Raw genomic sequence first — 24,144 nt, 5'->3', positions numbered from 1 at the left:
GGGACGGGCTCACGCCGTACGGCCACCCGCCCCCACCTGGGTGCGCACCGCGCCCATACTCGCCGCGACGACCAGCGCGATCGCCAGTGCGTCGGCCGCGGACAGCGCCTGGTGCAGCACGAGGAACCCGGCGGTCGCGGCGATCGCCGGCTCCAGGCTCATCAGCACGGCGAAGGCGGGGGCGGGCAGCCGTCGCAGGGCGAGCAGTTCCAGCGTGTAGGGCAGCACGGACGACATCAGCGCGACCAGGAGGCCCAGCCCGACCGTGGACGGGACGAGCAGCTTGCCGCCCGCCTCCGCGACGCCGAACGGCAGACTGAGGACGGCGCCGACCGCCATCGCGAGGGCGAGCCCGTCGGCCTGCGGGAACCGACGTCCGGTGCGGGCACTGAAGACGATGTACGCCGCCCACATCGCACCCGCCCCGAGGGCGAACGCCGCGCCGGCCGGATCGAGCCGGTCGAAGCCGCCGCCGCCGAGGAGGACGACACCGCCGAGGGCGAGGCCCGCCCAGAGGAGGTTGATCAGCCGCCGCGAGACGATCACGGAGAGCGCCAGCGGGCCGAGGACCTCCAGGGTCACGGCCGCGCCGAGCGGAATGCGGTCGGCGGCCTGGTAGAAGAGCATGTTCATCCCCGCCATGGCCGCGCCGAAGACCACCACCGTGCCCCAGTCGGTGCGGGAGTGGCCGCGGAGCCGGGGGCGGCAGACCAGCAGGAGCACGACGGCGGCGAGTACGAGCCGGAGCGTGACGACGCCGAGCGCTCCCGCACGGGGCATCAGCAGCACGGCGACGGCGGCACCGAACTGCACGGAGAGCCCGCCCGCGACGACGAGGGCGACCGGCCCGAGCGAGCCGCGCCCGCGCCGTACGGCGCGCCCCAGTTCACCGGCGGCCTCGGGGAGGGCGACCGCGGCTGCAGCCGCCCGCTCCGCCTCCACGCCCTCGCGGCCATCGGTGCTTGCGGTCGCGCCTGCGCCACGGAGCCTGCTCACCGTTCCACCTTCATCTATCCAACTGCACCTGCAGTTCAAAATAGTGCACTGGAGTTACTCGGTCCACTTCGTTCCCCCTTCACGCTACGGAAGCCCGTGCCGCCCGTGAAATGCCGATTGGGCTGCGGTTATGCTCCGCACGCATGAGCATCGAGCTGCGTCATCTCCGCTGTTTCCTCGCCATCGCGGAGGAACGGAGCCTGACCAGAGCCGCCACCGCACTGCACCTCACCCAGCCGGCCGTCTCACGCACGCTCGCCGCACTGGAACGCCGGCTCGGCGTGCGGCTCGTCGACCGCTCCACGCATCATCTGGACCTCACAGCCGAAGGCCGGGCCTTCCGTGAGAAGGCAGCCGCGGTGGTGGCCGCGTTCGACGAGGCGCTCGACCCCGCACGGCTGCACCGCCGACCCCTGCGCCTCGGGCACGCCTGGTCGGCCTTCGGCGCGTTCACCACCCCCCTGCTGCGGCGGTGGCGGCAGGAACACCCAGACACCCCGCTGGAACTTTTCCGCATCGACGACCGCACTGCGGGCTTGGCGCGCGGCGAGGTGGACGCCGCTGTGCTGCGCGGCCCGGTCGACACCCCCGGCCTGGTGACGGCGCTGCTGTTCACCGAGCCCCGAGTCGCCGCGGTCACCTCCGACGGGCCGCTCGCCCGTCACGCGTCACTGACGCTGGCCGATCTCGCCTCCGTCCCGATCGTCCTCAACACCGTCTCGGGGCTGACGACGCTCGACCTCTGGCCCGCCGGGACCCGGCCGGGGACGACGCTGACCGTCGGCAACACCGACGACTGGCTGACGGCGATCGCCGCGGGCCGCGGCGCGGGCGCCTCCGCGGCGTCGACTGCGGCGATGCACCCTCACCCCGGGGTCACCTACCGCCCCCTCGCCGACGCGCCTCCGGTCCCGGTCCTCCTCGCCTGGCGCGCCGCCGCACCGCACCCGGCGACCGGTGCGTTGGTGGCGCTGGCGCGCGAACTCGGCACCGAGAGCTGAGGCGACGCGGCGGGAAGCACCGTCGCCGCCGGCGGCGACGGTCCCGCCGAGCAGCGCGCTCACCCGTCCTCGAGCTGATGGTCCGCCCAGACGTAGCTCACGGGCAGCAAGTCGCCGATGGGAACGGCGCGGAGGCGATCGCCCTCGCCGACGATGACCTCGAGGCCCGGGAAGTAGTCGAGCAGGACCTGACGGCAGCGGCCGCACGGGGGGACGACCCCTCGTTCCCGATCCCCCACCGCGACGACGGTGTCCAACTCGTAGGCGCCCTGGGCGGCAGCCGTACCTATGAGGACGAGTTCGGCGCAGGGGCCTCCCGTGAAGTGGTAGGCGTTCACCGCGGTGACGATCCGTCCGTCCCGGGTGCGGGCCGCGGCCGCCATGGTGTGGTTGTCGCCCCGGCAGCGTGTGCCGGCGACGCGCGCTGCGGCCCGGACGAGTTCCTGGTCGACGGAGTGGGACTGCGTGGTCATTTTCTCTGCCTTCGCCGGGTGTCACGCGACGCTGCCCCACTCGATGAGGACGCGCAAACGAATATCGGGCGGTCCGTGCGCAGCTTCGGGCACCCGCCGGAGGCGGGCGAACGGAAAACCGGTCCCGGGCACGGGCCCGATGCGGCCCTAACATGAGCCGATGCGGCACCCTCGCCCCCGCCCACGGCTGATCGCGACCGACCTGGACGGCACACTCCTGCGCCGCGACGGCACCGTGTCGGAGCGCACGCTGCGCGCCCTGCGCACGGCCGTCGAGGCCGGGGCGGAACTCGTCTTCGTCACCGCCCGGCCGCCGCGCTACGTGGACGCGCTGGCCGCGGCCACGGGGCTCGTCGGCACAGCGGTGTGCAGCAACGGCGCGCAGGTGTACGACGTGCGCGCGCGTACGGTCGTCCGCTCGCTGGCGCTCGTGCCGGCCACGGCCCGCAAGGTGGCGACGGCCCTGGCCGAAGCGGCGCCGGGACTGGGGTTCGCGGTGGAGACCGGCCTGAGGGTGCTGTACGAGCCGGCGTATCTGCTGCGCTTCGGCGGCGGGCTCGGCGCGGAGTCACCCGTGGCGTCGCTGGGCGACCTCTGGCTGCTCGACGTCCCCATCGTCAAACTGCTCGCCCACTCGAACCGGTTCGACGCGGACGTGCTCGTGGCGCTGGCGGAAGAAGCGGCGGGCGGGGAGGCGCAGTTCACCCACTCGGGCGGACGCGGCCTGCTGGAGATCAGCGCACAGGGCGTCACCAAGGCCGCGACGCTGTCCGCGCTCTGTGCGGAACGGGGCATCGCCGCAGAGGAGGTGGTGGCGTTCGGCGACATGCCCAACGATGTGACGATCCTCCGCTGGGCGGGCGGCGGTTACGCGATGGGCAACGCGCACCCGGTCGTGCTCGCCACCGTTCCCCGGCGGACCGCGTCCAACGAGGAGGACGGCGTGGCCCGGGTCCTGGAGCGGCTCTTCGACGGGGACTGAGCCCGGCGACGAGCGCGGGGCGACGAGGGTCGCCGCCGCACTCCGGGCCCCGGCCGGCGTCGTCGAGTCCGCGCCGGCCACCACGCGCGGGCTTCCGTTCAGCGTCCGGCCCATCCGAGCAGCGCCGGCAGCTCGCGCATGTCGTCGAACACCACCGTGCCGGGCCCCTCCAGCCGCGCCGCCGGGGTCAGCCCCCCGCAGTACCCGAAGGCCCGCATACCCGCCGCGCGGGCGGCCCGGACCCCGTAGGCGCTGTCCTCGACGACCGCGCACCCGGCGGGGTCCACGCCCATGGAGTGGGCCGCGTGCAGGAAGAGGTCGGGCGCGGGCTTGCCGAGGGACACGTCGGAGGCACTGAAGACACGGCCCTCGAAGCGCCCGAGCAGTGAGGTGAGCGTGAGGCTGTTCCTGATACCGGCGTGGTGGCCGTTCGAGGCCACGCAGAACGGCACGGTGAGCGCGTCCAGGGTCTCGGTGATGCCGTCCACGGGCGTGAGTTCCGCCGCGAACGCCTCCTCGTAGAGATGCTCGTACTGCAGTTGCCAGTCCTTCTCCAGCCGCCGCCCGAGCCGCTCCTCGACGGCCGCCGTGTACACCTCGCCGGAAGAGCCCACGAAGAGCTCGACGATCTCGGCCTCGGTGAACGAGCACCCGAGCTCGGCCGTGATCAGCGCGTCCACCTTCACGCAGATCCGCTCGCTGTCGACGAGCACGCCGTCGCAGTCGAAGATCACCAGTTCGACAGGAGGATGAGTCATGAACGGCAGCCTAGGCCCGTGCGCTTCGGCCGGCCCCTACGCCCTCTCCGCATCAGTCGCGGGGGAACTCCCCGGTCCCGAGGGTCAGGCCGACGGCCGTGCCGCTGAGGTCGACGTCCGCGCCGAAGGCGACGGTCGTCTCGACGAGATAGTCGCCGCCCTTGGGCTGGGTGTACACGTGGCAACGGCCGACATACGGGTCGGCGACCAGGTAGACCGGGACCTCGGCGCTCGCGTAGGCCCGCTTCTTGGGGCCGTAGTCGTTCCGGGCCGTGTCCCGTGAGATCACCTCGGCGATGAACTCGACGTCCTCGCAGCTCCAGAGACGCCGGGAATTGTGTTCCGCGCCCTCGCGCAGCTTGGCGACATCGGGTGCCAAACCGTTCAGGTGGCCGGGGAAGTCGATGCGCTCGTCCGACGCCACCAGCACATCGAGGCCGAAAGCGTCTTCAAGCGCTCGTACGATCCGGCGGATGATCTGCCAATGAACGTGCCGCTGCGGCGACATGAAGACGGTCCCCTCGACGATCTCGACCTTGTACCCCTCGGGGACGGGCATCCGCTCGAGCGCCTCGAACATCTCGTCCAGGGTGCGCTCGTTGTCGCTCTCAGCCATCTCGATCCTGTCGGTCTCCACGACGGTCACCATGGCGCTCCTCCCCGGCCGCCGCGTCGTGGCGGGCAGCCGCGCAGTACAACGATACGTACGGCCGTGACGACACGCCCGGCCCCGCGCGCTCACGTCAACTGCCGTCGTCCGGTTCCCGCGCGCCATCGCCGCTCCCCTCTCTCACGGGTCCCTCCACACACTCCTCCACCGGCTCCCCCGCCAGCCCCTCGGCGAGCACCTCCGCCAGATGCCGTCCCCGCCGGCCCGCCAGCTGTTCCAGTTGGGTGCGGCAGGAGTAGCCGTCGGCGAGGAGGACCGTGTCGGCGGTCGCGGCGCGCACCGAGGGCAGCAGCCGGTCCTCCGCGCAGGCCACCGACACCTCGTAGTGGCCGCGCTCGAAGCCGAAGTTGCCCGCGAGCCCGCAGCAGCCGCCGCTCAGCTCGCCGGTGAGGCCGGCTCGTTCGCGCAGCCGGCGCTCGGCGGCGTCGCCGAGGACCGCGTGCTGGTGGCAGTGGGTCTGGCCGGCGACCGGGCGGTCCAGACGGGGCGGGCGCCAGTCGGGGGCGTGTTCCTCCAGGGCGGCCGCGAAGGTGCGTACGGAACCGGCCAGACGGTGTGCCCGCGGATCGTCCGCCAGGAGTTCCGGGAGGTCCGTGCGCAGGGCCGCCGCGCAGCTCGGTTCGAGGACGACCACCGGTGAGCCCCGGTCCAGGACGGGCTCCATCACGTCCAGGGTGCGGCGCATGACGGCGCGGGCGCGGTCCGGTTGGCCCGTGGAGACGTAGGTGAGACCGCAGCAGACCCGGCCCGGAGGCAGGGATACGCCCAGGCCCGCGGACTCCAGGACCCGGACGGCCGCGCGGCCGACCGACGGGGAGAGGTGGTCGGTGAACGTGTCGGGCCACAGCACGAGCGGTGAGCCGGGGGTTCCGTCGCGCCGCCACCAGGAGCTGAAGGTCCGCGTCGCCAGCCGTGGGATCTCCCGCTCCGGGGCGATGCCGCCGAGGCGTTTCGCGAGCGACGCGAGGGGCCGTACCCGCGAGGCCGCGTTCAGCACCCCGGCGAACGGTGCGGCGGCTCGCAGCCAGTGCGGCAGCCACCCCATCGTGTAGTGCGCGGCGGGCCTCAGCCGCCCCGCGTAGTGGTGGTGCAGGAACTCCGCCTTGTACGTGGCCATGTCGACGCCCACCGGGCAGTCGCTGCGGCAGCCCTTGCAGGCCAGGCAGAGGTCGAGTGCCTCGTGCACCTCCCGCGAACGCCAGCCGCCGGTGACCACCTCGCCCGCGAGCATCTCGTGCAGCAGCCGGGCGCGGCCGCGCGTGGAGTGCCGCTCCTCGCCGGTCGCACGGTACGACGGGCACATCACCCCCGGTCCCGTGGAGGGCCCGTCCACCCGGCACTTGGCCACCCCGACGCACCGCCGCACGGCGGCCGTGAAGTCCCCGCCGTCGTGCGGGTACCCGAAGGCCACGTCCACCGGCTCGCTCGGCAGGACCGCGAAGCGCAGGTTCTCGTCCAGTCTCGCGGGCCGGACCAGCATGCCCGGGTTCAGCCCGCCCGCCGGATCCCACACGTCCTTGAACCGGCCGAACAGCGCCACCAGTTCGTCCCCGTACATCCGCGGCAGCAGCTCCGCGCGCGCCTGTCCGTCGCCGTGCTCGCCGGACAGCGAACCGCCGTGCGCCACGACGAGTCCGGCCACGTCCTCCGAGAACGCACGGAAGCGCCGCACTCCCTGCTCGCTCAGCAGGTCGAAGTCGATACGGACGTGGATGCAGCCGTCGCCGAAGTGGCCGTACGGCGTACCGCGCAGCCCGTGTTCGGCGAGCAGCGCCCGGAAGTCCCGCAGATAGGCGCCCAGCCGGGCCGGTGGCACCGCGCAGTCCTCCCAGCCGGGCCAGGCCTCTCCCCCGGAGCCTCCGGTATCCCCACCGTCAGGAATCCGGGTCGCGGTGCCGGAGGCGTCCTCGCGGACCCCCCACAGCGCGCGCTGCCCCGCGGGGTCGGTGACGACGGTCCCGTCGAGGGCGTCCGCGCCGCGCACGATCTCCTCCGCGCGTGCCCGTGCCTCGGCGGCCGTCGCCCCGCCCGTCTCGACGAACAGCCATGCGCCGCCCCTCGGCAGCCCCTTGCCCGCGGCGTCCGGAACGAGATCGTCCGCCATCCCCTCGACCGTGAGCGGCCGGTACGGCAGCAGCCCGGCGGCCGCCTCGGCGGCCGCGCTCTCGTCCGGGTACCCGAGCAGGGCGAGCGCCCGTGCGGGCGGCGACTCCACCAGCCGTACGGTCGCCTCCGTCAGCACCGCGAGAGTGCCCTCGCTGCCGCAGAAGGCGCGGGCCAGATCGGTGCCGTTCTCGGGCAGCAGGGCGTCCATCGCATAGCCGGAGATCCTGCGCGGCAGCCCGCCGGGGAACCCGGTGCGCAGCAGCGCCAGACGGCCCGCGACCAGTTCGCGCAGACCGTCCTGGACGCGGGACCCGGGTGGTCCGCCGCGGGCGGCCGCGGCGTCCGCCCCCGGCAGCCCCCAGCCCTGCCCCAGCCGCAGCTCCTCGCCCCCGTACGTCACGACGGACAGCTCACGGACGTTGTCCGCGGTCGTCCCCCACGCCACCGAGTGCGAGCCGCACGAGTTGTTGCCGATCATCCCGCCGAGCGTGCAGCGGCTGTGCGTGGAGGGGTCCGGACCGAAGGTCAACCCGTGCCGGCCCGCCTCGTCCCGCAGCCGGTCCAGCACCGCGCCGGGCTGGACCACCGCCGTGCGGGCGGCCGGGTCGACGGAGACCACGGAGCGCATGTGGCGGGTGAAGTCCAGCACGACGCCGGTTCCCGTCGCCTGCCCCGCGATCGACGTCCCCGCTCCCCGGGGCACCACCGGGACGCCGTGACCGCGGCAGACGGCGAGCGCCGCCGCGACGTCCGCGGCGTCGAACGGCGTGACCACGCCCTCGGGCACCCGGCGGTAGTTGGACGCGTCCATCGTCGTCAGCGCCCGCGTCCCGGGCGAGAAGTCCACCTCGCCGCGGAGCTCCTTCCGCAGCGCCCGTTCCAGCTCCCTGCGATCAGCCATGGGCCCAGCGTGCCCCACGCTCGATCGGGTGATGCCCATACCCGTCCCGACCAGTGACCGCTTGTCTCATTCGCCGGACATCGAGCCCGGTGACCTGGCGGAACCGACTAGGCTCCGGCTCGTGGCCGATATCCAGATTCCCGCTGACATCAAGCCCGGCGACGGTCGTTTTGGCGCCGGACCCTCCAAGGTGCGGACGGAGGCGCTCGACGCCCTGGCCGCCACCGGTACGTCCCTGCTCGGCACCTCCCACCGCCAGGCCCCGGTCAAGAACCTGGTCGGCTCGGTGCGCGAGGGCATCCGCGAGTTGTTCTCCCTGCCCGACGGCTACGAGGTGATCCTCGGCAACGGCGGCTCCACCGCGTTCTGGGACGTCGCGACCCACGGGCTCATCGAGGACAAGTCCCAGCACCTGTCCTTCGGCGAGTTCTCGTCGAAGTTCGCCAAGGCGGCGAAGCTGGCTCCGTGGCTGGCCGAGCCGACCGTGATCTCCTCCGACCCCGGCACGCATCCGGAGCCGCGGGCGGAGGCGGGCGTCGACGTGTACGCCTTCACCCACAACGAGACCTCCACCGGTGTGGCCGCCCCGATCAAGCGCGTCGAGGGCGCCGACGAGGGCGCGCTCGTCCTCGTGGACGCCACATCGGGCGCCGGCGGCCTGCCGGTCGACATCACCGAGACCGACGTCTACTACTTCGCGCCGCAGAAGTCGTTCGGGTCGGAAGGCGGGCTGTGGATCGGGGTGTTCTCGCCCGCCGCGCTGGAGCGCGCCGCCCGTGTCCACGGCTCGGGCCGGCACGTGCCGGAGTTCTTCAGCCTGCCGACGGCGATCGACAACTCGCTGAAGAACCAGACGTACAACACCCCGGCGCTGGCGACCCTCTTCCTGCTCGACGAGCAGCTGAAGTGGTTCAACGGCCAGGGCGGGCTGGACTGGGCGGTCCGGCGGACCGCGACGTCCGCGCGCAACCTGTACGGCTGGGCCGAGGAGTCGAAGTACGCCACGCCGTTCGTCGCGGACCCGGCGCAGCGCTCGCAGGTCATCGGCACGATCGACTTCTCGGACGACATCGACGCCGCGGCGGTCGCGAAGGTGCTGCGGGCCAACGGGATCGTGGACACCGAGCCGTACCGCAAGCTGGGCCGCAACCAGCTGCGGATCGCGATGTTCCCGGCGATCGACCCGGCTGACGTACAGGCACTGACGGCCTGTGTGGACCACGTGATCGAGAAGCTGTGACCCGGGCGTCGTGAGCGCCGGCTCCGGCCGGTCGCGACACGGCGGAGGTGCGGCGCGCCGTACCAGGGTGAGAGGCACGGGAGGGCTCGGCGGCCATGGCGTCCGCCGGGCCCTTCGCCGTGCGCGGACGGACGCCGCCCCACCGCATGCGCACACGGTGCTGGTTTTGTGAGAACGGCGTGCAGCAGTCGTGGAGGTACGGCTGATAACCGCCCTACCCGGCGGGCGTGTTGGTCCATACGATCCAAGCGATCCGATGCGTTTGACATGTTCACACCTCAACAGTCCAGTGCTGTCGAGAGCGGGACACGGGATCGGCTGGACCCCCCACGGTTCACGTCCCGCAAGGCCACCGACCGACTCTCCTCCGACCACAGGAGTACGCATCATGCCCCGCGCCTTACGCGCCAGCGCCGCCCTCACCGCGGTCCTCGCCTCCACGCTCGTCGCCGGGAACGCCGGCAGCGCGAACGCGTCCATCGTCGCACCACCCGACAAGATCGTCATCGAGATCGCCACGGTGAACGGCTCGGGATGCGCGCCCGGGACCGCGGCGGTGGCGGTCTCCCCGGACAACACCGCGTTCACCATCACCTACAGCAACTACCTCGCCCAGGTCGGCGGGGGAGCCTCGCCCATCGACTTCCGCAAGAACTGCCAGCTGAACCTGATCGTCCACGTCCCGCAGGGCTTCACCTACGCCGTCGCCAGCGCGGACTACCGCGGTTACGCCAGCCTGCAGAGCGGCGCCACGGCCCTCCAGAAGGCGTCCTACTACTTCCAGGGCTCGCCCGACACGGCCGCGAGGAGCCACTCGTACAGCGGTCCCTACGACGACAACTGGCAGGCCACCGACGAGACCGAATGGGGACAGTTGGTCTGGGCCCCCTGCGGAGTGAAGCGGAACTTCAACATCAACACCGAACTCCGGGTGAGCGCGGGGACGTCCGACCCCGCGAAGACCAGCTTCATGACGATGGACTCCACAGACGGCGAGATCAACACCATCTACCGGCTCGCCTGGAAGGAGTGCCCGGAGTAATCGGGAGCGCCCGGCGCGGGCGGACCCGTTCCGACGGGAACCGCCCGGCGCGGGGCGACCGGCGTGGCGCCGTCCGGCCTCCTGCGGACCGGCGTCACGCCGACCGGGTGGCCCCCTCGCGGGCCCGCCCACCGGGGCACACCGCGCCGCGCTCGCGGTGCCGGTACGGGCCTCCCCCGGTGTCCGCCTCCCCGCAGGCGGGGTGGACCGCCGGCGCGTGGCCCGGCCGGGTCCGCGGTGCGTACTCCACGGCCCTGACGAACTCGTCGGCGGAGAAGGCCACCGCCCCCGGAGGGGAAAGCCCCGTCAGCCGCGACGCCGCCGGGACCTGAGCACGAGGAACGCCAGCACCGCGGCCACGACGGCGCCCGCCGGCACGGCGAAGCCCTTGCCGTCCTCACCGCCCGCGCCCCGCGCGGACGAGTCCGCGCCTCCGGAGCGGGAGGGCGACGCCGCGTCCGAGCCCTTGCCGTCTTCGCGACCCACGTCCCGGGGCAGGACCTCGCTCCGCTCGCCCTCCGTCCCGAACATCAGCTGTGTACCGTCCGGCGTGAAGGTCACCGACTCGGCCTGGCCCTGCAGCGGCGCGCTGACATGGCGGTCGGCGCCCAGCCGGCCGTCGTGCCAGGCGTAGCCGCGTGCGCTGAAGTACGAACGCAGCACCAGCTCGCGGCCGTCGGGCGAGAAGGCGCCGTCCGTCACCCAGGGCACCTCGCCGATCCGCCGGAAGACGTTCGTCCCGCCGGTCACCAGCCGGGACGGTCCCTCGTAGAGCCCGCCGCCGTCCTCGTTCTTGCTGGCGATGTAGACGCGGCCGGTCTTCGGATGCACCATCATCGCCTCCGCGTTCCGTGGGCCGTCCGCGTACCGGACCGTGTACTGGGTGGCGTGGACGGTCACGTCCCGCAGTGTCCGCGGTTCGGGGAAGCGGTAGATCCAGACGTGGTCCCAGCTGCCGTTCGCGTTGTCACCGATGTCGCCGACGTAGACGTCGCCGTCGGGGCCGACCGAGATCGCCTCCATGTCGCGCGGCCTGCCGACGCCCTCGAGGGTGACGGTCGCCACGGTCTCGCCGGTCCGGGAGTCGACCGCGAAGACCCGGGGCTCGTCCTGGTCGTTGTGCGTCCAGTACACACCGGGGTGGGCGCGGCTGGCCGCGAGCCCGCTCGACTCCGTGATCCGCGGGTCCTTGATGATGAAACCGCCGGAGTCGTCGGCCGCGGAGGGCACGGCGGCCCCCAGGACCGCCACGGCGGCGGCGACCGCAGCCGCCATAGTCGTACGCAACGAACGCATGCCACCAAGTGTCCATCGTCACGTCACCTGCCGGGGCCACGCCTGGCGGGGGTCGGCCATCATTACCCCCATGCGCTTCATGTTCGTCGGTGACTCCATGACCATCGGACGCGCCGGCGACTACACCTGGCGCTACCGGATGTGGCAGCACCTGAACCGCTCCTTCGGCGGCCCGTACGCGATCGTCGGCCCGCGCACGGAGCTGTACGACACCGCCGCCGACGCACCCGTGTCCGCCGACTACGCCCGCCCGGACTTCCCGGCGAAGGCCCGCCGCCACCTGGCGGGCTGGGGCGAGGGCTGGCTGCACATGGCGCCGCTCATCGGCGGGGCGGTGGCCGCGGCGAAGGCCGACGTGCTCCTGGTGTCGCTGGGGCTGATAGACCTCGGCTTCTACACGAACAGCACTCAGACCGCCGCGAACGCGCGGCAGTTCATCGCCGCGGCCCGCGGGGCCAACCCGCACGTCCGGGCCGTGCTGCTGCCGGTCATCCCCAACGTCCGCGCCTTGGCGGACGCCCCTTTCGCCGCCGAGTGCGACCGCTTCAACGAACTCCTCGCCAAGGCGGTCGCGGATCTGGACACGCCCGCGTCGCCGCTGCTGCTGGCCTCGACGCCGCACGCGTACGACATCCACACCGACACCTACGACGGCACCCACCCGGGCCCCTCCGGCGAGCACAAGCTGGCCGCGGCCTTCGCCGGTGCGATGCACCAGGCGTGGGGGCTGGGCGGACCGTACGAGCGGGGGGCGGACTGACCGGGCGCCGTCCCAGCTGCTGCTGATCGTCGGTGCCGGCCGCCTCGTCCCGGAGCTCGTCCGGCACCGGGCCGGGACGATCGGTGAGCGTCGCAGCCTCGGCCGGCGGCAGGGCGGCCCGCACGGCGCCCGGGAAGTACCGTGCCTCCCGCCACGCCGCGACCGGGCGATTCCGCGCGGTTCCGCCCGCGCGCGTGCCGGTCCTCGGGACGACCGCCCAGATGCGAACCGTGCAGGCGGAGGAGACGCTGGAGGAGCGGGGGCACACGGCAAGGAGGACCGCCCATGTCCATGATGGACAAGCTCAAGCAGATGCTGAAGGGCCACGAGCACCAGGCCTCGAAGGGCGTCGACAAAGGCGGGGACACGATCGACGAAAGGACCCGGGGCAAGTACAGCGGCCAGGTCGACACCGGTCAGGACAGGCTCAAGGAGCAGTTCGGCGGCGACCAGCCCGGCCAGGGGCAGGACAAGCCGCCGCAGCCCTGACGGGGCCAGACGGACGCCCTCCCGAGGAACGGAAGGCAATCATGACCGGCAACACCAAGCTCACCGCCCGCGACATGATGAGCGGCGGGGTGAAGTGCATCGGTGCGCACCAGTCGCTGCGGGAGGCGGCGCGCATGATGCGCGACCTGAACGTCGGCGCTCTTCCCATATGCGGCGACAACAACAGGCTCACGGGCCTCGTCACCGACCGCGACATCATCGTCCGGTGCTGTGCGGAAGGCATAGACCCGGCGACGGTCCAGGCCGGTTCCCTCTCCGGTGACCTGCACTGGATCAAGGCGAGCGCCCCGGCCGAGGAGGCGCTGCACCTGATGGAGGAGCACCAGATCAAGCGGCTGCCGGTGATCGACGTCGAGCACGGACACCAACTCGTCGGCATGATCACGGAGGCCGATCTCGCCAAGAACCTCTCGGACGACCAGATCGCGGAGTTCGTGTCCAAGGTCTACGCGAACGCCTGAGGTCTGTCCCCAGCGGTCCGGCCGTCCTCGGCGACCGCCCACTCTCCTGACCGCCCACCCCCGACAGGCCGCGCCGCCGCAACGGTCGCCCGCCGACCCTGCGGCGCGTGGCGCCGTGCACGCCGTGAACGTCACCCGGGCGTCCACGGCGTCCGGCTGCCCGGGCACGCCGCACGGACAGGGGGCGGTCCGCTTCAGACGAGCCAGCCGTACGGCAGCCGCAGCACGGCGGCGACGCGATCGGCGACGTGCTCCGCGTGCGGCGGGACGCCTCCCTCGGCGAGGCCCAGGGCGAGGTGCAGATGGGCGCGGTGCAGATGCAGGGCCTGGAGCGTGGCGAAGTTGGCTTCGGGTGCACGGGATCAGGTGTCGCCCAGGAGGGCAGCCGCCCGGCCGTCCAGCTCGCTGACCCCTGAGGTCCTTCTGTGGCCGGACAGCCGGACGCGCATGTCGGTCAGGGCGGCGCTGATCTTCACGGACCGGACGCCTTCGGCGCAGTCGATGAACTCGCCCCAGGGACTGCGAGCGCGAACTCGCCCAACTCGGCGACCGGGGACATCTGGTCGGCGCGTTCGATGCTTCGGGCTACGTCGAGTCGTGGCCTGGAGCCACCGTGGTCATGGCGGAGGTTCGCAGGCCCGCACGGCGGCAGCGTCGGTTCCGTGATCGTATGGCTCAACGGCACCCACGGCGCGGGCAAGACGACGACCAGTGCACTTGTGCAGCAGCTGATCGCGGATTCACGGGTGTTCGACGCCGAGAAGGTCGGCGAGACACTCATGGACATCACGCCGGGGCTGCCCGGGACGGACAACTTCCAGCACTGGCCGCCGTGGCGGCCGCTCGTAGTCGAGACCGCCCGCCGCGTACTCGACTACGCCGGCGGCACTCTGGTGATGCCCATGACTGTCCTGATCGAGGAGTACTGGCGCGAGATCAGCACGGGCCTCGCCAACCATGCCATTCCGGTACGGCGCTTCGTCCTCCACGCCGACCCGGACACCCTCCGTGAGCGCATCGGGGGCGACACTGTTCTTGGCCCCAACTCTCCGTTCCGTCTCAAGTACCTTGAGCCCTATGTCGAGGCGGCCCGCACGTGGCTACACGGTGAGGCCGAGGTCATCGACACCACCCACCTCACGCCCGCGCAGGCAGCACTGCGGATCGCAGAGGCCGTCAAGGGTTGAGGCCCGCCCGCCACGCGAAATCGGGCGGCGTCGGGCCGGTTCCTGGATGCGAAAACCCCGTAGCGCGGCGCGCGTTGCCGTCCTCGACCCCGACGGCGCGGTCTTCCTCTTCCGGTACGACAACGAGGAGGTCGGAGTCCACTGGGCGATGCCCGGCGGAGGGCTGGAGCGCGAGGAATCCCCGCGCGAGGGGGCCCGGCGCGAGTTGGGCGAGGAGACCGGGTGGACCGATCTGCTGCCCGGCGCACTGCTGTGCACCTGGGAACACGACTTCACCCGCGCCGGTGTCCCCGTGCGCCAGCACGAGCACGTCTACGTCTGCCACGGCTCCCGCCGCGAGCCCACGGACCGTGCCGTCGCCGCGCACGTCGAGGAGAGGATCCTTGCGTGGCGCTGGTGGACCCCCGAGCAACTGGCCCGGGCGACGGAGGCGGTCTGGCCGCCGGACCCCGCGGAACTGCTGGCCCCGCTGCGGAAGAGCACCTGACCGCTTCGCCCGCGCGGCCCGTGCCGCTCCGCCCGGCGATCCGCGCGCCGGGGGACGGGAGCAGCGCCCCCGTCCCCCGGCGTTCTCGGCCCCGGTGGGCCCCCGATGCCGGCAGCCCTCAGGCCCCGGCGTTCACCAGGCGAATGCCTCCGGGGACGGCCCCGGGCCCGGGAAGATCGCGTCGAGTTCCTTCAGCAGCTCGCCCGGAAGCTCCAGTTCCAGCGCCCGGAGCGCCGACGCCAGCTGAGCCTCGGTGCGCGGGCCGACGATCGGGCCCGTCACACCCGGGCGGGTGAGCAGCCAGGCCAGAGCCACCTCGCCGGGAGCCAGGCCGTGCTTGTCCAGCAGGTCCTCGTAGGCCTGGACCTTCTCGCGCACCGACGTGTCGGCCAGCGCGTCGGCGGAGCGTCCGGCCGAACGGCGCCCGCCCTCGGTCTCCTTCCTGATCACGCCGCCGAGGAGACCGCCGTGCAGCGGCGACCAAGGGATCACGCCGAGGCCGTACTCCCGGGCGGCCGGGATGACCTCCATCTCGGCGCGCCGCTCGGCGAGGTTGTACAGGCACTGCTCGCTGACCAGCCCGAAGGAGCCGAGTCGGCGGGCGGTCTCGTTGGTCTGGGCGATCTTCCAGCCGGGGAAGTTGGACGAACCGGCGTAGAGGATCTTGCCCTGGGAGATCAGGACGTCGATCGCCTGCCAGATCTCCTCGACCGGCGTGCTCCGGTCGATGTGGTGGAACTGGTAGAGGTCGATGTAGTCCGTCCGCAGCCGCTTGAGGCTGGCGTCGACGGCCCGGCGGATGTTGAGGGCGGACAGCTTGTCGTGGTTGGGCCAGACCTCGCCGTCCGCGCCCATGTTCCCGTACACCTTGGTGGCGAGGACCACCTTGTCGCGGCGGTCGCCGCCCTTCGCGAACCACGAACCGATGATCTCTTCGGTGCGGCCCTTGTTCTCGCCCCAGCCGTAGACGTTCGCGGTGTCGAAGAAGTTCAGGCCCGCGCCGAGCGCGGCGTCCATGATCGTGTGGCTGTCGGCCTCGGTGGTCTGGGGACCGAAGTTCATCGTGCCGAGGACGAGTCGGCTTACCTTGAGTCCGGTGCGTCCGAGCTGCGTGTACTTCATGGGGTTCAGCCAACTGCTTCGAGTGCGCTCGAAGCAAGGGCGAACCGGCGCGGCGCACCCGCCCCGGGCCTTGGTCACTCCTCGCGCGCGCCGCTCCTCCGCGCGCCACGCCACCCGGCTCGGGCGCTCAGCGGCCGAGCGCAGCCGCCACCGCGACGACGGCGAACATCAGCACGAGCACACCGGCCATGATCCGGTTACGGGTCTTCGGGTCCACCCTTTGAGCCTAACGGGCTGGGCCGGGCCCCCGGCGCCTGGGGCGTCCCGCGCGGACCCTCCGGTTCCGCGGGGCCGGTCCGCGGTGCCGTGCGGCGGGGCCGGTCCGCGGTGCCGTGCGGCGGGATCGGTCGGCGGTGCCGTGCGGTGTACGGGCTCCGGCGTCAGCCCGCCGCGCCCAGGGGCCACCGGCCGGCCTCCTCGTAGCGCGGTCCCTCGCCCGGGCGGCCCCCGCCGGGCAGGTTGCTGCGGATCAGCAGCAGCCGGGACACGGTCCACGGCCTGCCCTCGAAGGGGCCCAGTGCGTCGACGTACGGGCGCAGATCCGTGTCGGTTCGGGTACGGGCGAGGGTCAGATGGGCGTGGTAGCGGCGGGGCTCCTCCATGGCGACGCCCGCACGCCGAGCCGCCGCCTCCGTGCGCTCGGCGAACATGCGCATCGCGTCGAGCGCGCCGGCCGCGCCCACCCAGAGCGTGCGCCGGCCGAAGTGCCCGCCGCCGTGCAGCCGCAGCGGGAACTCCTCGGTGCGCCGTGCGGCCCGCCCGAGCCGTTCGGTCAGGTCGGGGAGCAACGCCTCGTCGACCTCTCCCATGAAGGCGAGGGTGAAGTGCCATGCCGGCCGCCCGGTCCAGCGCAGACCGTCCGCCCCGGGCAGCTCGTGCAGCCGGTCCACGGCCCGCCCGAGCTCCCGCAGGGCCTCGTCGGGCGGCAGCACGGCGGCGAAGAGTCTCATGCTCCGAGTCTCCCAGCGACGGGTTCCCCCACGCCCCCTCACACGAGGACGCGGTGGTGCGCACCACCGAGCGCGCGCCGCAGCCGCCACCCTATGCCGCAGCCGTCAGCCGCTCGCGCGGCACCATCCGTACGTGCCGGTGCCCGCGGCGCAGGTCCACCTTCAGACGCATGCCGCCGACCCTGACCAGGATCAGGCCGATCGTGACCGCCGCGATGACCGCGACCGCACCGCCCGTCGCCATTCCGACCCGCACACCGTAGGTGTCCGTGAGCCAGCCGACGATCGGTGCTCCCAGCGGCGTACCGCCGACGAAGACCATCATGTAGAGGCTCATGACGCGGCCCCGCATCACGGGGTCCGTCGCCATCTGGACCGACGAGTTCGCCGTCACGTTCACCGTCAGACCGACCATGCCGATCGGGACGAGCAGCACCGCGAACAGCCAGAACGACGGCGAGAACGCGGCCGCGATCTCCAGCACGCCGAAGAGGGCCGCCGCACCGAGGAGCATCCGCAGCCGCGAGGAGGCGCGGCGGGCACAGAGCAGGGCGCCGGCCAGGGAGCCGGCCGCCATCAGCGTGTTGAACAGACCGTACGTACCCGCACCCGCGTGGAGGACCTTGTCGGCGAAGGCCGTCAGCCAGATCGGGAAGTTGAAGGCGAACGTGCCGATGAAGCCGACGAGGACGATCGGCCAGATCAGCTCGGGCCGGCCGGCGACGTACCTCAGGCCCTCCCTCAGCTGCCCCTTGCCGCGCGGCACCCGCTCGGCCCGGTGCAGCTCGGCCGGGCGCATCAGCAGCAGACCGGCGATCGGCGCGAGGAAGGACAGCCCGTTGAGCAGGAAGGCCCAGCCACTGCCCACGGCGGTGATCAGCACACCGGCGACCGCGGGCCCGATCAGCCGCGCGGACTGGAAGTTCGCGGAGTTGAGGCTGACGGCGTTGCGCAGCTGGCCCGGCCCGACCATCTCGGAGACGAAGGACTGGCGGGTCGGGTTGTCGACGACCGTGACCATGCCGAGCAGGAAGGCGATGAGGTAGACGTGCCAGACCCGGACCTCGCCGGAGAGCGTGAGCACGGCGAGCGCCAGTCCGCAGAGGCCGAGGGCGCCCTGGCTGAAGAGCAGCAGCCGGCGCTTGGGGCAGCGGTCGGCGATGACCCCGCCGTACAGGCCGAAGAGCAGCATCGGCAGGAACTGCAGGGCCGTGGTGATGCCGACGGCCGCGGACGAGCCGGTGAGGCTCAGGACGAGCCAGTCCTGGGTGATGCGGGCCATCCAGGTGCCCGTGTTGGAGACGATCGCTCCGGTGAAGAACAGCCGGTAGTTGCGGACCCTGAGCGAGGAGAAGGTCCCCTTGCGCGCCGGTCCGGTTCCCGGGGCCGCGCCGTTCGTGTCGTTGTGGTCGTGGGGCTTCGGTGCGGGTGCGGAGTCTGCTCCGGGTCCCGAACTCAAAAGAGGTCGCCTCCTCGGGCTGGTCGTTACAGGTGTGCGAGCTTCTCCAGTACGGGAGCGGCCGCGCGCAGCTTGGCCCACTCCTCCTCGTCCAGACCCTCGGCGAGCGAGGCCAGCCAGGCGTTCCGCTTGCGGCGGGACTCCTCGAGCATGACCTCGGACCGCTCGGTCTGGCTGACCACCTTCTGCCGGCGGTCCTCGGGATGCGGCTCCAGCCGGACCAGCCCCTTGGACTCCAGCAGCGCCACGATGCGGGTCATCGACGGCGGCTGGACGTGCTCCTTGCGGGCCAGTTCACCGGGGGTGGCCGAGCCGCAGCGGGCGAGGGTGCCCAGCACCGACATCTCGGTGGGGCTCAGCGATTCGTCGACGCGCTGGTGCTTCAGGCGCCGGCCCAGCCTCATGACGGCCGAGCGCAGTGAGTTCACGGCGGCGACGTCGTCGCCGTGGGACAGGTCAGGCATGTTCCTTAGCATAACTCATTACCCATCCTAATGACTACTGGGTTACGGCTCACACCCACATCTCACCCAAAAGAGTGAGAGGGCTTCGGAAAGTGACGCACCGATCGGTTCCGGCCAACGATGCTGGCTGACATGGCAGCCACAGCATCGAGCGCATCATCAGTACTCAGCCTGCGGTTGGACGGCGAGTTGCTCGACCGGCTACGGGAGCATGCCGCCAGACGCGGAATGAGCGTCCAGGACTACGTGGTCCGGACGCTCGTTCGGGACGACTTCGACGAGCGCTTCAAGACGGCCGTCGACGAGACGGAGAAGTTCTACGGTCCCGTGCCGGGCCTGCCGGGGCCGGGCGAGGACCCCGGCCGGCCCGGCACGGGACGCGACACGACCGCATGAGGCCGGGAGCGGGCAGCGGCGGGGGCCGTCGAACGGACAGCCGGGTGCGGCCGGGCGCCGCGGACTACGTCAGGCCCAGCGCCGGCATCGCGTAGGAGAAGACGAAGACCGCCGAGACGACGTACATCGGGACCGGCACCTCACGGCCTCGCCCCACCGCAAGACGCAGCACGCTGAACGCGATGAAGCCGATGCCGATGGCGTTGGTGATCGAGTAGGTGAACGGCATCATCACCATCGCCAGGAACGCCGGCACGGCGATCGTGAAGTCGTTCCAGTCGATGTCCCTGACCGACCCGGCGAGGATCAGGAAGCCGACCGCGAGCAGCGCGGGCGTCGCCGCCTGGGACGGGACCATGGTCGCCAGCGGCGTCAGGAACAGCGCCACCGCGAAGAGACCGCCCGTGACGACCGAGGCGAGGCCGGTGCGCGCGCCCTCGCCGACGCCCGCCGTCGACTCCACGAAGCAGGTGTTGGCGGAGGAGGAGGTGGCACCGCCCGCGGCGACGGCGACGCCGTCGACGATCAGCACCTTGTTGATGCCCGGGAGGTTGCCCTTGTCGTCCATCAGCTTCGCCTCGTCACCGACGCCGAGGATGGTGCCCATCGCGTCGAAGAAGCAGGACAGCAGGACGGTGAAGACGAAGAGCGCACCGGTGAGCAGGCCGACCTTCTCGAAGCCACCGAACAGGCTGACCTGGCCGACGAGCCCGAAGTCCGGCGTGGCGACGGGGTTGCCCGGCCACTCCGGCACGGTCAGGCCCCACGCCTCGCCGGGGAGCCGGGCGATCATCTGGACGACGACGGCGACCAACGTCATCACGACGATGGAGACCAGGATGGCGCCCGGCACCCTGCGGATGATCAGCGCGAGCGTGAGCAGCGTGCCGAGGACGAAGACCAGGACCGGCCAGCCGGAGAGGTGCCCGGTGAGTCCGAGCTGGAGCGGGACGGTGGTGTGGGCGGCGTCCGGGATGCGGGAGACGAAGCCGGAGTCGACCAGCCCGATCAGCATGATGAACAGACCGATACCGATCGCGATGCCCTTGCGCAGGCTGAGCGGCACGGCGCTCATGACCCGTTCACGCAGGCCCGTCGCCACGAGCAGCATGACCACGAAGCCGGCGAGGACCACCATGCCCATGGCGTCGGGCCAGCTCATACGCGGGGCGAGCTGGAGGGCGACGACCGTGTTCACCCCGAGCCCGGCGGCCAGGGCGATCGGGACGTTGCCGATGACGCCCATGAGGAGGGTCGAGAAGGCCGCGGTGAGCACCGTCGCGGTGACCAGCTGGCCGCCGTCGAGCTGGTGCCCGTACACGTCCTTGGCGCTGCCGAGGATGATCGGGTTCAGCACGACGATGTACGCCATGGCGAAGAAGGTGGCGAAGCCTCCGCGGACCTCACGGGAGACCGTGGATCCGCGCTCGGAGATCTTGAAGTAGCGGTCGAGCCGGCCGGGGGCACGGGAACCGGAGCCCGGCCGCTGCGACTGCCGGGCGTCCGCGGGAGCGGTGGCCGTGGGGGGCATACGAGTCCTCGTCGAGGTGGTGCGGGGGTGGCTGACCACGACCGGCTCCCCTGGATGTTCATACGAAGGAAACCGGTCGGACACAAACCGGTTCAGTATGAACGTATATGCGGAAGATCGGTATCTCCGCGCGTAGACGACGGTGGGCAAAGACAGGTCGCGGCCCCCGGGGACAGCGTCGGGGCCGCCGAGATCGCCGCCTACACTGACCGCATGGCGAAGTGGACCCCCAAGCACGAGGCACCCGAGCCCCTGGAGGGGCCGGTCGTCGCCACCATCACCGGCGGCACGATCCTCTGGTTCGTCCTCTTCCTCGTCCAGGTCCCCTTCTACGGCTGGTTCGCCGAGCGCGAGCTGGACTGGTGGGTGTGGACCTGCCTGGCCGGCGGCGGGCTCGGCCTCCTCGGCATCTGGTACGTGCGCAAGCGCGACGCGGCCATCAGGCGCGCGGAAGCCGCCTCGCACGGCCCGCGCGCCGAAGCCGCCTCGCACGGCACCGACTGACGGGGCGACCCCCGGCCCCCAAGGCGGGACACCCTCGCGCGCCCCGGACAGCCCACCGGACGCCCCTCGTGCGGCCGGGATCCCGGGCCGGGCCCCGTGCGCACGCGCCGGACGGCGCCGGGCCGCTCACCCGGTCGCGCCGACGGCGGGGCGAGCCCCGAGCACGGGCGGACTCCCGCCCCGGCGCCAAGGGCCCCGGTGATCCGCCACCCGCGTCCGACGCGTCGCCGAGCCACGCTCCCGCTTCGGCGGGATCCGGCCATGGCCGGATCCGCGGCTCGGGGGGTGAAGGGGGCCACACCGCCGTACCGTCGGAGGCATGACTCAGCGGTCGGAGATCGGCAGCGACGGAGCCGAGCCGCACGGCGGCCCGGTCATCGACGCGGGGGCGGAGCTCGACCCCGTACATCCCGTGCCGCCGCCCGTGCGGCACCGGTCCGGCGGGCTGAGCGCCGACGAGGTCGCCGAACGCATCGCACGCGGTGAGGTCAACGACGTCCCCCTTCGCAGCAGTCGCTCCACCGTCGACATCATCCGGGGCAACGTCCTCACCCGCTTCAACGCGATCATCGGCGTGCTCTGGGCGATCATGTTCTTCGTCGCGCCGTTCCAGGACACCCTGTTCGGCTTCGTCATCCTCGCCAACACCGGCATCGGCATCATCCAGGAGCTGCGCGCCAAGAAGACCCTCGACGGGCTCGCCGTCATCGGCGAGGCGAAACCGACCGTCCGGCGCGACGGCGTCTCCGGGGAGGTGTCCACCTCCGAGATCGTGCTCGGCGACCTCATCGAGCTCGGACCGGGCGACAAGGTCGTCGTCGACGGCGAGGTCGCCGAGGCCGACGGCCTCGAGATCGACGAGTCCCTGCTGACCGGTGAAGCCGACCCGGTCCTGAAGCGGCGCGGGGACCGGATGATGTCCGGCAGCTTCGTCGTCGCCGGCGGCGGCGCCTTCACCGCCACCAAGGTCGGCCGTGAGGCCTACGCCGCCCAGCTGGCCGAGGAGGCGTCCCGCTTCACCCTCGTCCACTCCGAGCTGCGCTCCGGCATCTCCACGATCCTCAAGTACGTCACCTGGATGATGGTGCCGACCGCCCTCGGCCTCATCGTCAGCCAGCTCGTCGTCAAGGGCGACGACTTCAAGGGCTCGGTCGCCCGCACCGTCGGCGGAATCGTACCGATGATCCCCGAGGGCCTCGTCCTCCTCACCTCCGTCGCCTTCGCGATCGGCGTCATCCGGCTCGGCCGCAAGCAGTGCCTCGTCCAGGAGCTCCCCGCGATCGAGGGCCTCGCCCGGGTCGACGTGGTGTGCCTCGACAAGACCGGCACCCTCACCGAGGGCGGCATGGACGTCACCGAGCTGCGCACCCTCGACGGCTGCGACGAGGACTACGTGCGCACCGTCCTGGGGGCGCTCGGCGAGTCCGACCCGCGGCCCAACGCCTCCCTCCAGGCGATCATCGAGGCCTACCCGGACCGGGAGGAGTGGCGCTGCACCGAGTCCCTGCCGTTCTCGTCGGCGCGCAAGTACAGCGGAGCCGCGTTCAGCGAGGGCGACGGGCAGAGTTCGACCTGGCTGCTCGGCGCCCCCGACGTACTGCTGCCCCCCGGCGCGCCCGCCCTGCGCGAGGTCGACGGCCTCAACGAGCAGGGCCTGCGCGTCCTGCTGCTCGCGCGCGCCGCGGGCGAGCTCGACGACCTCGACGTCGCCGCGGGCGCCCGGCCCACCGCGCTGGTCGTGCTGGAGCAGCGGCTGCGGCCCGACGCGGCCGACACCCTGCGCTACTTCGAGGAGCAGGACGTCGCGGCGAAGGTCATCTCGGGCGACAACGCGGTGTCGGTGAGCGCCGTGGCCGGGAAGCTCGGGCTGCCGGGCGCGGCGGACACCGTGGACGCCCGCAAGCTGCCTGCCGAGCGGGAGGCGATGGCCGACGAGCTCGCCGCCAACGCGGTCTTCGGGCGGGTCACCCCGCAGCAGAAGCGGGACATGGTCGGCGCGCTCCAGTCGCGCGGCCACACGGTCGCGATGACGGGCGACGGCGTCAACGACGTCCTCGCCCTCAAGGACGCCGACATCGGCGTCTCCATGGGCTCCGGTTCCGAGGCGACGAAGGCCGTCGCGCAGATCGTGCTCCTCAACAACAGCTTCGCCACGCTGCCGTCGGTGGTGGCCGAGGGCCGTCGCGTCATCGGCAACATCACCCGGGTCGCCACGCTGTTCCTGACCAAGACGGTCTACTCGGTGCTGCTGGCGATCCTGGTGGTCTGCTCGCAGGTCGAGTACCCGTTCCTGCCCCGGCATCTGACCCTGCTGTCCACACTGACCATCGGCGTCCCGGCGTTCTTCCTGGCGCTCGCGCCCAACAAGGAGCGCGCCAGGCCCCACTTCGTACGGCGGGTCATGCGGTACGCGATCCCCGGCGGGATCGTCGCGGCGGGCGCCACCTTCTCGACATACCTCCTCGCCCGGCACCACTACAGCGGGCCCGGCGCGCTGGCCGCCGAGACCAGCGCGGCGACGCTGACGCTGTTCCTGGTCGCCATGTGGGTGCTGGCGATCATCGCCCGCCCCTACACCTTGTGGCGCATGTGCCTGGTCGCGGCGATGGGACTGGCCTTCCTGATCGTCCTCATGGTGCCCTGGCTGCAGGACTTCTTCGCCCTGCGGCTGGTGGGCACGACGATGCCGTGGGCGGCGGTCGCCATCGCCGCGCTGGCGGCGGGGGTGCTGGAGTTCGCATGGCGATGGGTGGACCGCCGCTTCCCGGCCTGAGCGCTCGCAGGGAACCAAGGTGTGCTTCCCGTCCTGGGGCCCGCTGCTGTGGTACGCGCTTCCCTGACGGGACTC

23 protein-coding genes are annotated in these 24,144 nt (G+C 72.1%); 12 read left to right on the top strand and 11 right to left on the bottom strand.

Features of this window, described 5'->3' with window-relative positions; all coding sequences use genetic code 11:
- Nucleotides 1-9: 9 nt before the first annotated feature.
- Nucleotides 10-942 (bottom strand): EamA family transporter, encoded by a 933-nt coding sequence (locus tag QMZ92_RS16850; RefSeq protein ID WP_502962076.1) that lies wholly within the window; start codon nt 940-942, stop codon nt 10-12.
- A gap of 197 nt (nt 943-1,139) precedes the next feature.
- Here QMZ92_RS16850 and QMZ92_RS16845 point away from each other — a divergent pair, with 197 nt between their 5' ends.
- Nucleotides 1,140-1,997: a LysR family transcriptional regulator gene (locus QMZ92_RS16845; RefSeq protein WP_283298200.1), complete on the top strand. Its 858-nt coding sequence runs from the start codon at nt 1,140-1,142 to the stop codon at nt 1,995-1,997.
- A 59-nt stretch (nt 1,998-2,056) separates the two neighbouring features.
- Here QMZ92_RS16845 and QMZ92_RS16840 read toward each other — a convergent pair whose 3' ends face one another.
- Nucleotides 2,057-2,470 (bottom strand): cytidine deaminase family protein, encoded by a 414-nt coding sequence (locus QMZ92_RS16840; protein ID WP_283298199.1) that lies wholly within the window; start codon nt 2,468-2,470, stop codon nt 2,057-2,059.
- A gap of 160 nt (nt 2,471-2,630) precedes the next feature.
- On the opposite strand from QMZ92_RS16840, the gene QMZ92_RS16835 reads away from it, so the two are divergent.
- Entirely contained in the window at nt 2,631-3,452 is an 822-nt protein-coding gene (locus tag QMZ92_RS16835; protein ID WP_283298198.1) for an HAD hydrolase family protein, read from the top strand.
- A gap of 98 nt (nt 3,453-3,550) precedes the next feature.
- Here the strand turns inward: QMZ92_RS16835 and QMZ92_RS16830 are convergent, their stop codons facing one another.
- The 3 genes from QMZ92_RS16830 to QMZ92_RS16820 all read right to left on the bottom strand — a co-directional run bounded on the left by QMZ92_RS16830 (nt 3,551) and on the right by QMZ92_RS16820 (nt 7,887).
- Nucleotides 3,551-4,210: an HAD family hydrolase gene (locus QMZ92_RS16830; protein ID WP_283298197.1), complete on the bottom strand. Its 660-nt coding sequence runs from the start codon at nt 4,208-4,210 to the stop codon at nt 3,551-3,553.
- A gap of 52 nt (nt 4,211-4,262) precedes the next feature.
- Nucleotides 4,263-4,859, bottom strand: a complete 597-nt coding sequence (locus QMZ92_RS16825; protein WP_283298196.1) for a Uma2 family endonuclease — start codon at nt 4,857-4,859, stop codon at nt 4,263-4,265.
- A 94-nt stretch (nt 4,860-4,953) separates the two neighbouring features.
- Nucleotides 4,954-7,887: an FAD-binding and (Fe-S)-binding domain-containing protein gene (locus tag QMZ92_RS16820; RefSeq protein WP_283298195.1), complete on the bottom strand. Its 2,934-nt coding sequence runs from the start codon at nt 7,885-7,887 to the stop codon at nt 4,954-4,956.
- A gap of 121 nt (nt 7,888-8,008) precedes the next feature.
- Between QMZ92_RS16820 and serC the strand changes: the two genes are divergently transcribed.
- Complete coding sequence (serC, locus tag QMZ92_RS16815) at nt 8,009-9,127, top strand: phosphoserine transaminase (protein ID WP_283298194.1); 1,119 nt, start codon at nt 8,009-8,011, stop codon at nt 9,125-9,127.
- 388 nt (nt 9,128-9,515) lie between these two features.
- Nucleotides 9,516-10,169, top strand: coding sequence for a DUF4360 domain-containing protein (locus QMZ92_RS16810; RefSeq protein ID WP_283298193.1), 654 nt, complete (start codon nt 9,516-9,518; stop codon nt 10,167-10,169).
- 306 nt (nt 10,170-10,475) lie between these two features.
- Here the strand turns inward: QMZ92_RS16810 and QMZ92_RS16805 are convergent, their stop codons facing one another.
- Complete coding sequence (locus QMZ92_RS16805) at nt 10,476-11,465, bottom strand: SdiA-regulated/phytase-like domain-containing protein (RefSeq protein ID WP_283298192.1); 990 nt, start codon at nt 11,463-11,465, stop codon at nt 10,476-10,478.
- Nucleotides 11,466-11,535: 70 nt separating this feature from the next.
- On the opposite strand from QMZ92_RS16805, the gene QMZ92_RS16800 reads away from it, so the two are divergent.
- From QMZ92_RS16800 to QMZ92_RS16780, 5 genes are all read left to right on the top strand, one after another.
- On the top strand, nt 11,536-12,225 hold the full coding sequence (locus QMZ92_RS16800; RefSeq protein ID WP_283298191.1) for a GDSL-type esterase/lipase family protein: 690 nt from the start codon (nt 11,536-11,538) through the stop codon (nt 12,223-12,225).
- Nucleotides 12,226-12,510: 285 nt separating this feature from the next.
- Nucleotides 12,511-12,714, top strand: coding sequence for an antitoxin (locus QMZ92_RS16795; protein WP_283298190.1), 204 nt, complete (start codon nt 12,511-12,513; stop codon nt 12,712-12,714).
- Nucleotides 12,715-12,755: 41 nt separating this feature from the next.
- A complete protein-coding gene (locus QMZ92_RS16790) occupies nt 12,756-13,196 on the top strand; it encodes a CBS domain-containing protein (protein ID WP_283298189.1) in 441 nt (146 codons plus the stop codon).
- Nucleotides 13,197-13,858: 662 nt separating this feature from the next.
- Entirely contained in the window at nt 13,859-14,383 is a 525-nt protein-coding gene (locus tag QMZ92_RS16785) for a P-loop nucleotide/nucleoside kinase family protein (protein ID WP_283298188.1), read from the top strand.
- Between the two features lie 46 nt (nt 14,384-14,429).
- The gene (locus QMZ92_RS16780) at nt 14,430-14,870 is read left to right on the top strand and encodes an NUDIX hydrolase (RefSeq protein ID WP_502962074.1); all 441 of its coding nucleotides are present in this window, start codon (nt 14,430-14,432) and stop codon (nt 14,868-14,870) included.
- Between the two features lie 132 nt (nt 14,871-15,002).
- Here the strand turns inward: QMZ92_RS16780 and QMZ92_RS16775 are convergent, their stop codons facing one another.
- From QMZ92_RS16775 to QMZ92_RS16760, 4 genes are all read right to left on the bottom strand, one after another.
- Nucleotides 15,003-15,992: an aldo/keto reductase gene (locus QMZ92_RS16775; protein ID WP_283298187.1), complete on the bottom strand. Its 990-nt coding sequence runs from the start codon at nt 15,990-15,992 to the stop codon at nt 15,003-15,005.
- A gap of 380 nt (nt 15,993-16,372) precedes the next feature.
- On the bottom strand, nt 16,373-16,942 hold the full coding sequence (gene thpR, locus QMZ92_RS16770) for an RNA 2',3'-cyclic phosphodiesterase (protein ID WP_283298186.1): 570 nt from the start codon (nt 16,940-16,942) through the stop codon (nt 16,373-16,375).
- Nucleotides 16,943-17,033: 91 nt separating this feature from the next.
- Nucleotides 17,034-18,401: an MFS transporter gene (locus tag QMZ92_RS16765; RefSeq protein ID WP_283298185.1), complete on the bottom strand. Its 1,368-nt coding sequence runs from the start codon at nt 18,399-18,401 to the stop codon at nt 17,034-17,036.
- A gap of 26 nt (nt 18,402-18,427) precedes the next feature.
- Nucleotides 18,428-18,865 carry a MarR family winged helix-turn-helix transcriptional regulator gene (locus tag QMZ92_RS16760; protein ID WP_138054584.1) on the bottom strand — a complete coding sequence of 146 codons (438 nt, stop codon included), beginning with the start codon at nt 18,863-18,865 and terminating at the stop codon, nt 18,428-18,430.
- Nucleotides 18,866-18,997: 132 nt separating this feature from the next.
- Between QMZ92_RS16760 and QMZ92_RS16755 the strand changes: the two genes are divergently transcribed.
- Nucleotides 18,998-19,261 (top strand): hypothetical protein, encoded by a 264-nt coding sequence (locus QMZ92_RS16755; RefSeq protein WP_283298184.1) that lies wholly within the window; start codon nt 18,998-19,000, stop codon nt 19,259-19,261.
- 64 nt (nt 19,262-19,325) lie between these two features.
- Here QMZ92_RS16755 and QMZ92_RS16750 read toward each other — a convergent pair whose 3' ends face one another.
- On the bottom strand, nt 19,326-20,792 hold the full coding sequence (locus QMZ92_RS16750; protein WP_283298183.1) for an NCS2 family permease: 1,467 nt from the start codon (nt 20,790-20,792) through the stop codon (nt 19,326-19,328).
- Nucleotides 20,793-21,005: 213 nt separating this feature from the next.
- Between QMZ92_RS16750 and QMZ92_RS16745 the strand changes: the two genes are divergently transcribed.
- On the top strand, nt 21,006-21,296 hold the full coding sequence (locus QMZ92_RS16745; protein ID WP_283298182.1) for a DUF2530 domain-containing protein: 291 nt from the start codon (nt 21,006-21,008) through the stop codon (nt 21,294-21,296).
- Nucleotides 21,297-21,615: 319 nt separating this feature from the next.
- Nucleotides 21,616-24,069 (top strand): HAD-IC family P-type ATPase, encoded by a 2,454-nt coding sequence (locus QMZ92_RS16740; RefSeq protein ID WP_283298181.1) that lies wholly within the window; start codon nt 21,616-21,618, stop codon nt 24,067-24,069.
- The last annotated feature ends 75 nt before the right edge of the window (nt 24,070-24,144 follow it).

The organism is Streptomyces sp. HNM0645 (assembly GCF_030056615.1).
Taxonomy (GTDB): domain Bacteria; phylum Actinomycetota; class Actinomycetes; order Streptomycetales; family Streptomycetaceae; genus Streptomyces; species Streptomyces marianii.
The sequence above is the reverse complement of the archived record's forward strand: the minus strand, read 5'-3'. Positions and strand labels throughout refer to the sequence as shown.

Bases quoted from the DNA above. Each gene is read 5' to 3' on its own strand.
- QMZ92_RS16780 (WP_502962074.1), top strand. From the start codon at position 14,430: ATGCGAAAACCCCGTAGCGCGGCGCGCGTTGCCGTCCTCGACCCCGAC.
- QMZ92_RS16740 (WP_283298181.1), top strand. From the start codon at position 21,616: ATGACTCAGCGGTCGGAGATCGGCAGCGACGGAGCCGAGCCGCACGGC.
- QMZ92_RS16835 (WP_283298198.1), top strand. From the start codon at position 2,631: ATGCGGCACCCTCGCCCCCGCCCACGGCTGATCGCGACCGACCTGGAC.
- QMZ92_RS16790 (WP_283298189.1), top strand. From the start codon at position 12,756: ATGACCGGCAACACCAAGCTCACCGCCCGCGACATGATGAGCGGCGGG.
- QMZ92_RS16840 (WP_283298199.1), bottom strand. From the start codon at position 2,470: ATGACCACGCAGTCCCACTCCGTCGACCAGGAACTCGTCCGGGCCGCA.
- QMZ92_RS16745 (WP_283298182.1), top strand. From the start codon at position 21,006: ATGGCGAAGTGGACCCCCAAGCACGAGGCACCCGAGCCCCTGGAGGGG.
- QMZ92_RS16805 (WP_283298192.1), bottom strand. From the start codon at position 11,465: ATGCGTTCGTTGCGTACGACTATGGCGGCTGCGGTCGCCGCCGCCGTG.
- QMZ92_RS16760 (WP_138054584.1), bottom strand. From the start codon at position 18,865: ATGCCTGACCTGTCCCACGGCGACGACGTCGCCGCCGTGAACTCACTG.
- QMZ92_RS16825 (WP_283298196.1), bottom strand. From the start codon at position 4,859: ATGGTGACCGTCGTGGAGACCGACAGGATCGAGATGGCTGAGAGCGAC.
- QMZ92_RS16830 (WP_283298197.1), bottom strand. From the start codon at position 4,210: ATGACTCATCCTCCTGTCGAACTGGTGATCTTCGACTGCGACGGCGTG.
- QMZ92_RS16755 (WP_283298184.1), top strand. From the start codon at position 18,998: ATGGCAGCCACAGCATCGAGCGCATCATCAGTACTCAGCCTGCGGTTG.
- QMZ92_RS16845 (WP_283298200.1), top strand. From the start codon at position 1,140: ATGAGCATCGAGCTGCGTCATCTCCGCTGTTTCCTCGCCATCGCGGAG.
- QMZ92_RS16800 (WP_283298191.1), top strand. From the start codon at position 11,536: ATGCGCTTCATGTTCGTCGGTGACTCCATGACCATCGGACGCGCCGGC.
- QMZ92_RS16795 (WP_283298190.1), top strand. From the start codon at position 12,511: ATGTCCATGATGGACAAGCTCAAGCAGATGCTGAAGGGCCACGAGCAC.
- QMZ92_RS16810 (WP_283298193.1), top strand. From the start codon at position 9,516: ATGCCCCGCGCCTTACGCGCCAGCGCCGCCCTCACCGCGGTCCTCGCC.
- QMZ92_RS16750 (WP_283298183.1), bottom strand. From the start codon at position 20,792: ATGCCCCCCACGGCCACCGCTCCCGCGGACGCCCGGCAGTCGCAGCGG.
- QMZ92_RS16820 (WP_283298195.1), bottom strand. From the start codon at position 7,887: ATGGCTGATCGCAGGGAGCTGGAACGGGCGCTGCGGAAGGAGCTCCGC.
- thpR (WP_283298186.1), bottom strand. From the start codon at position 16,942: ATGAGACTCTTCGCCGCCGTGCTGCCGCCCGACGAGGCCCTGCGGGAG.
- QMZ92_RS16775 (WP_283298187.1), bottom strand. From the start codon at position 15,992: ATGAAGTACACGCAGCTCGGACGCACCGGACTCAAGGTAAGCCGACTC.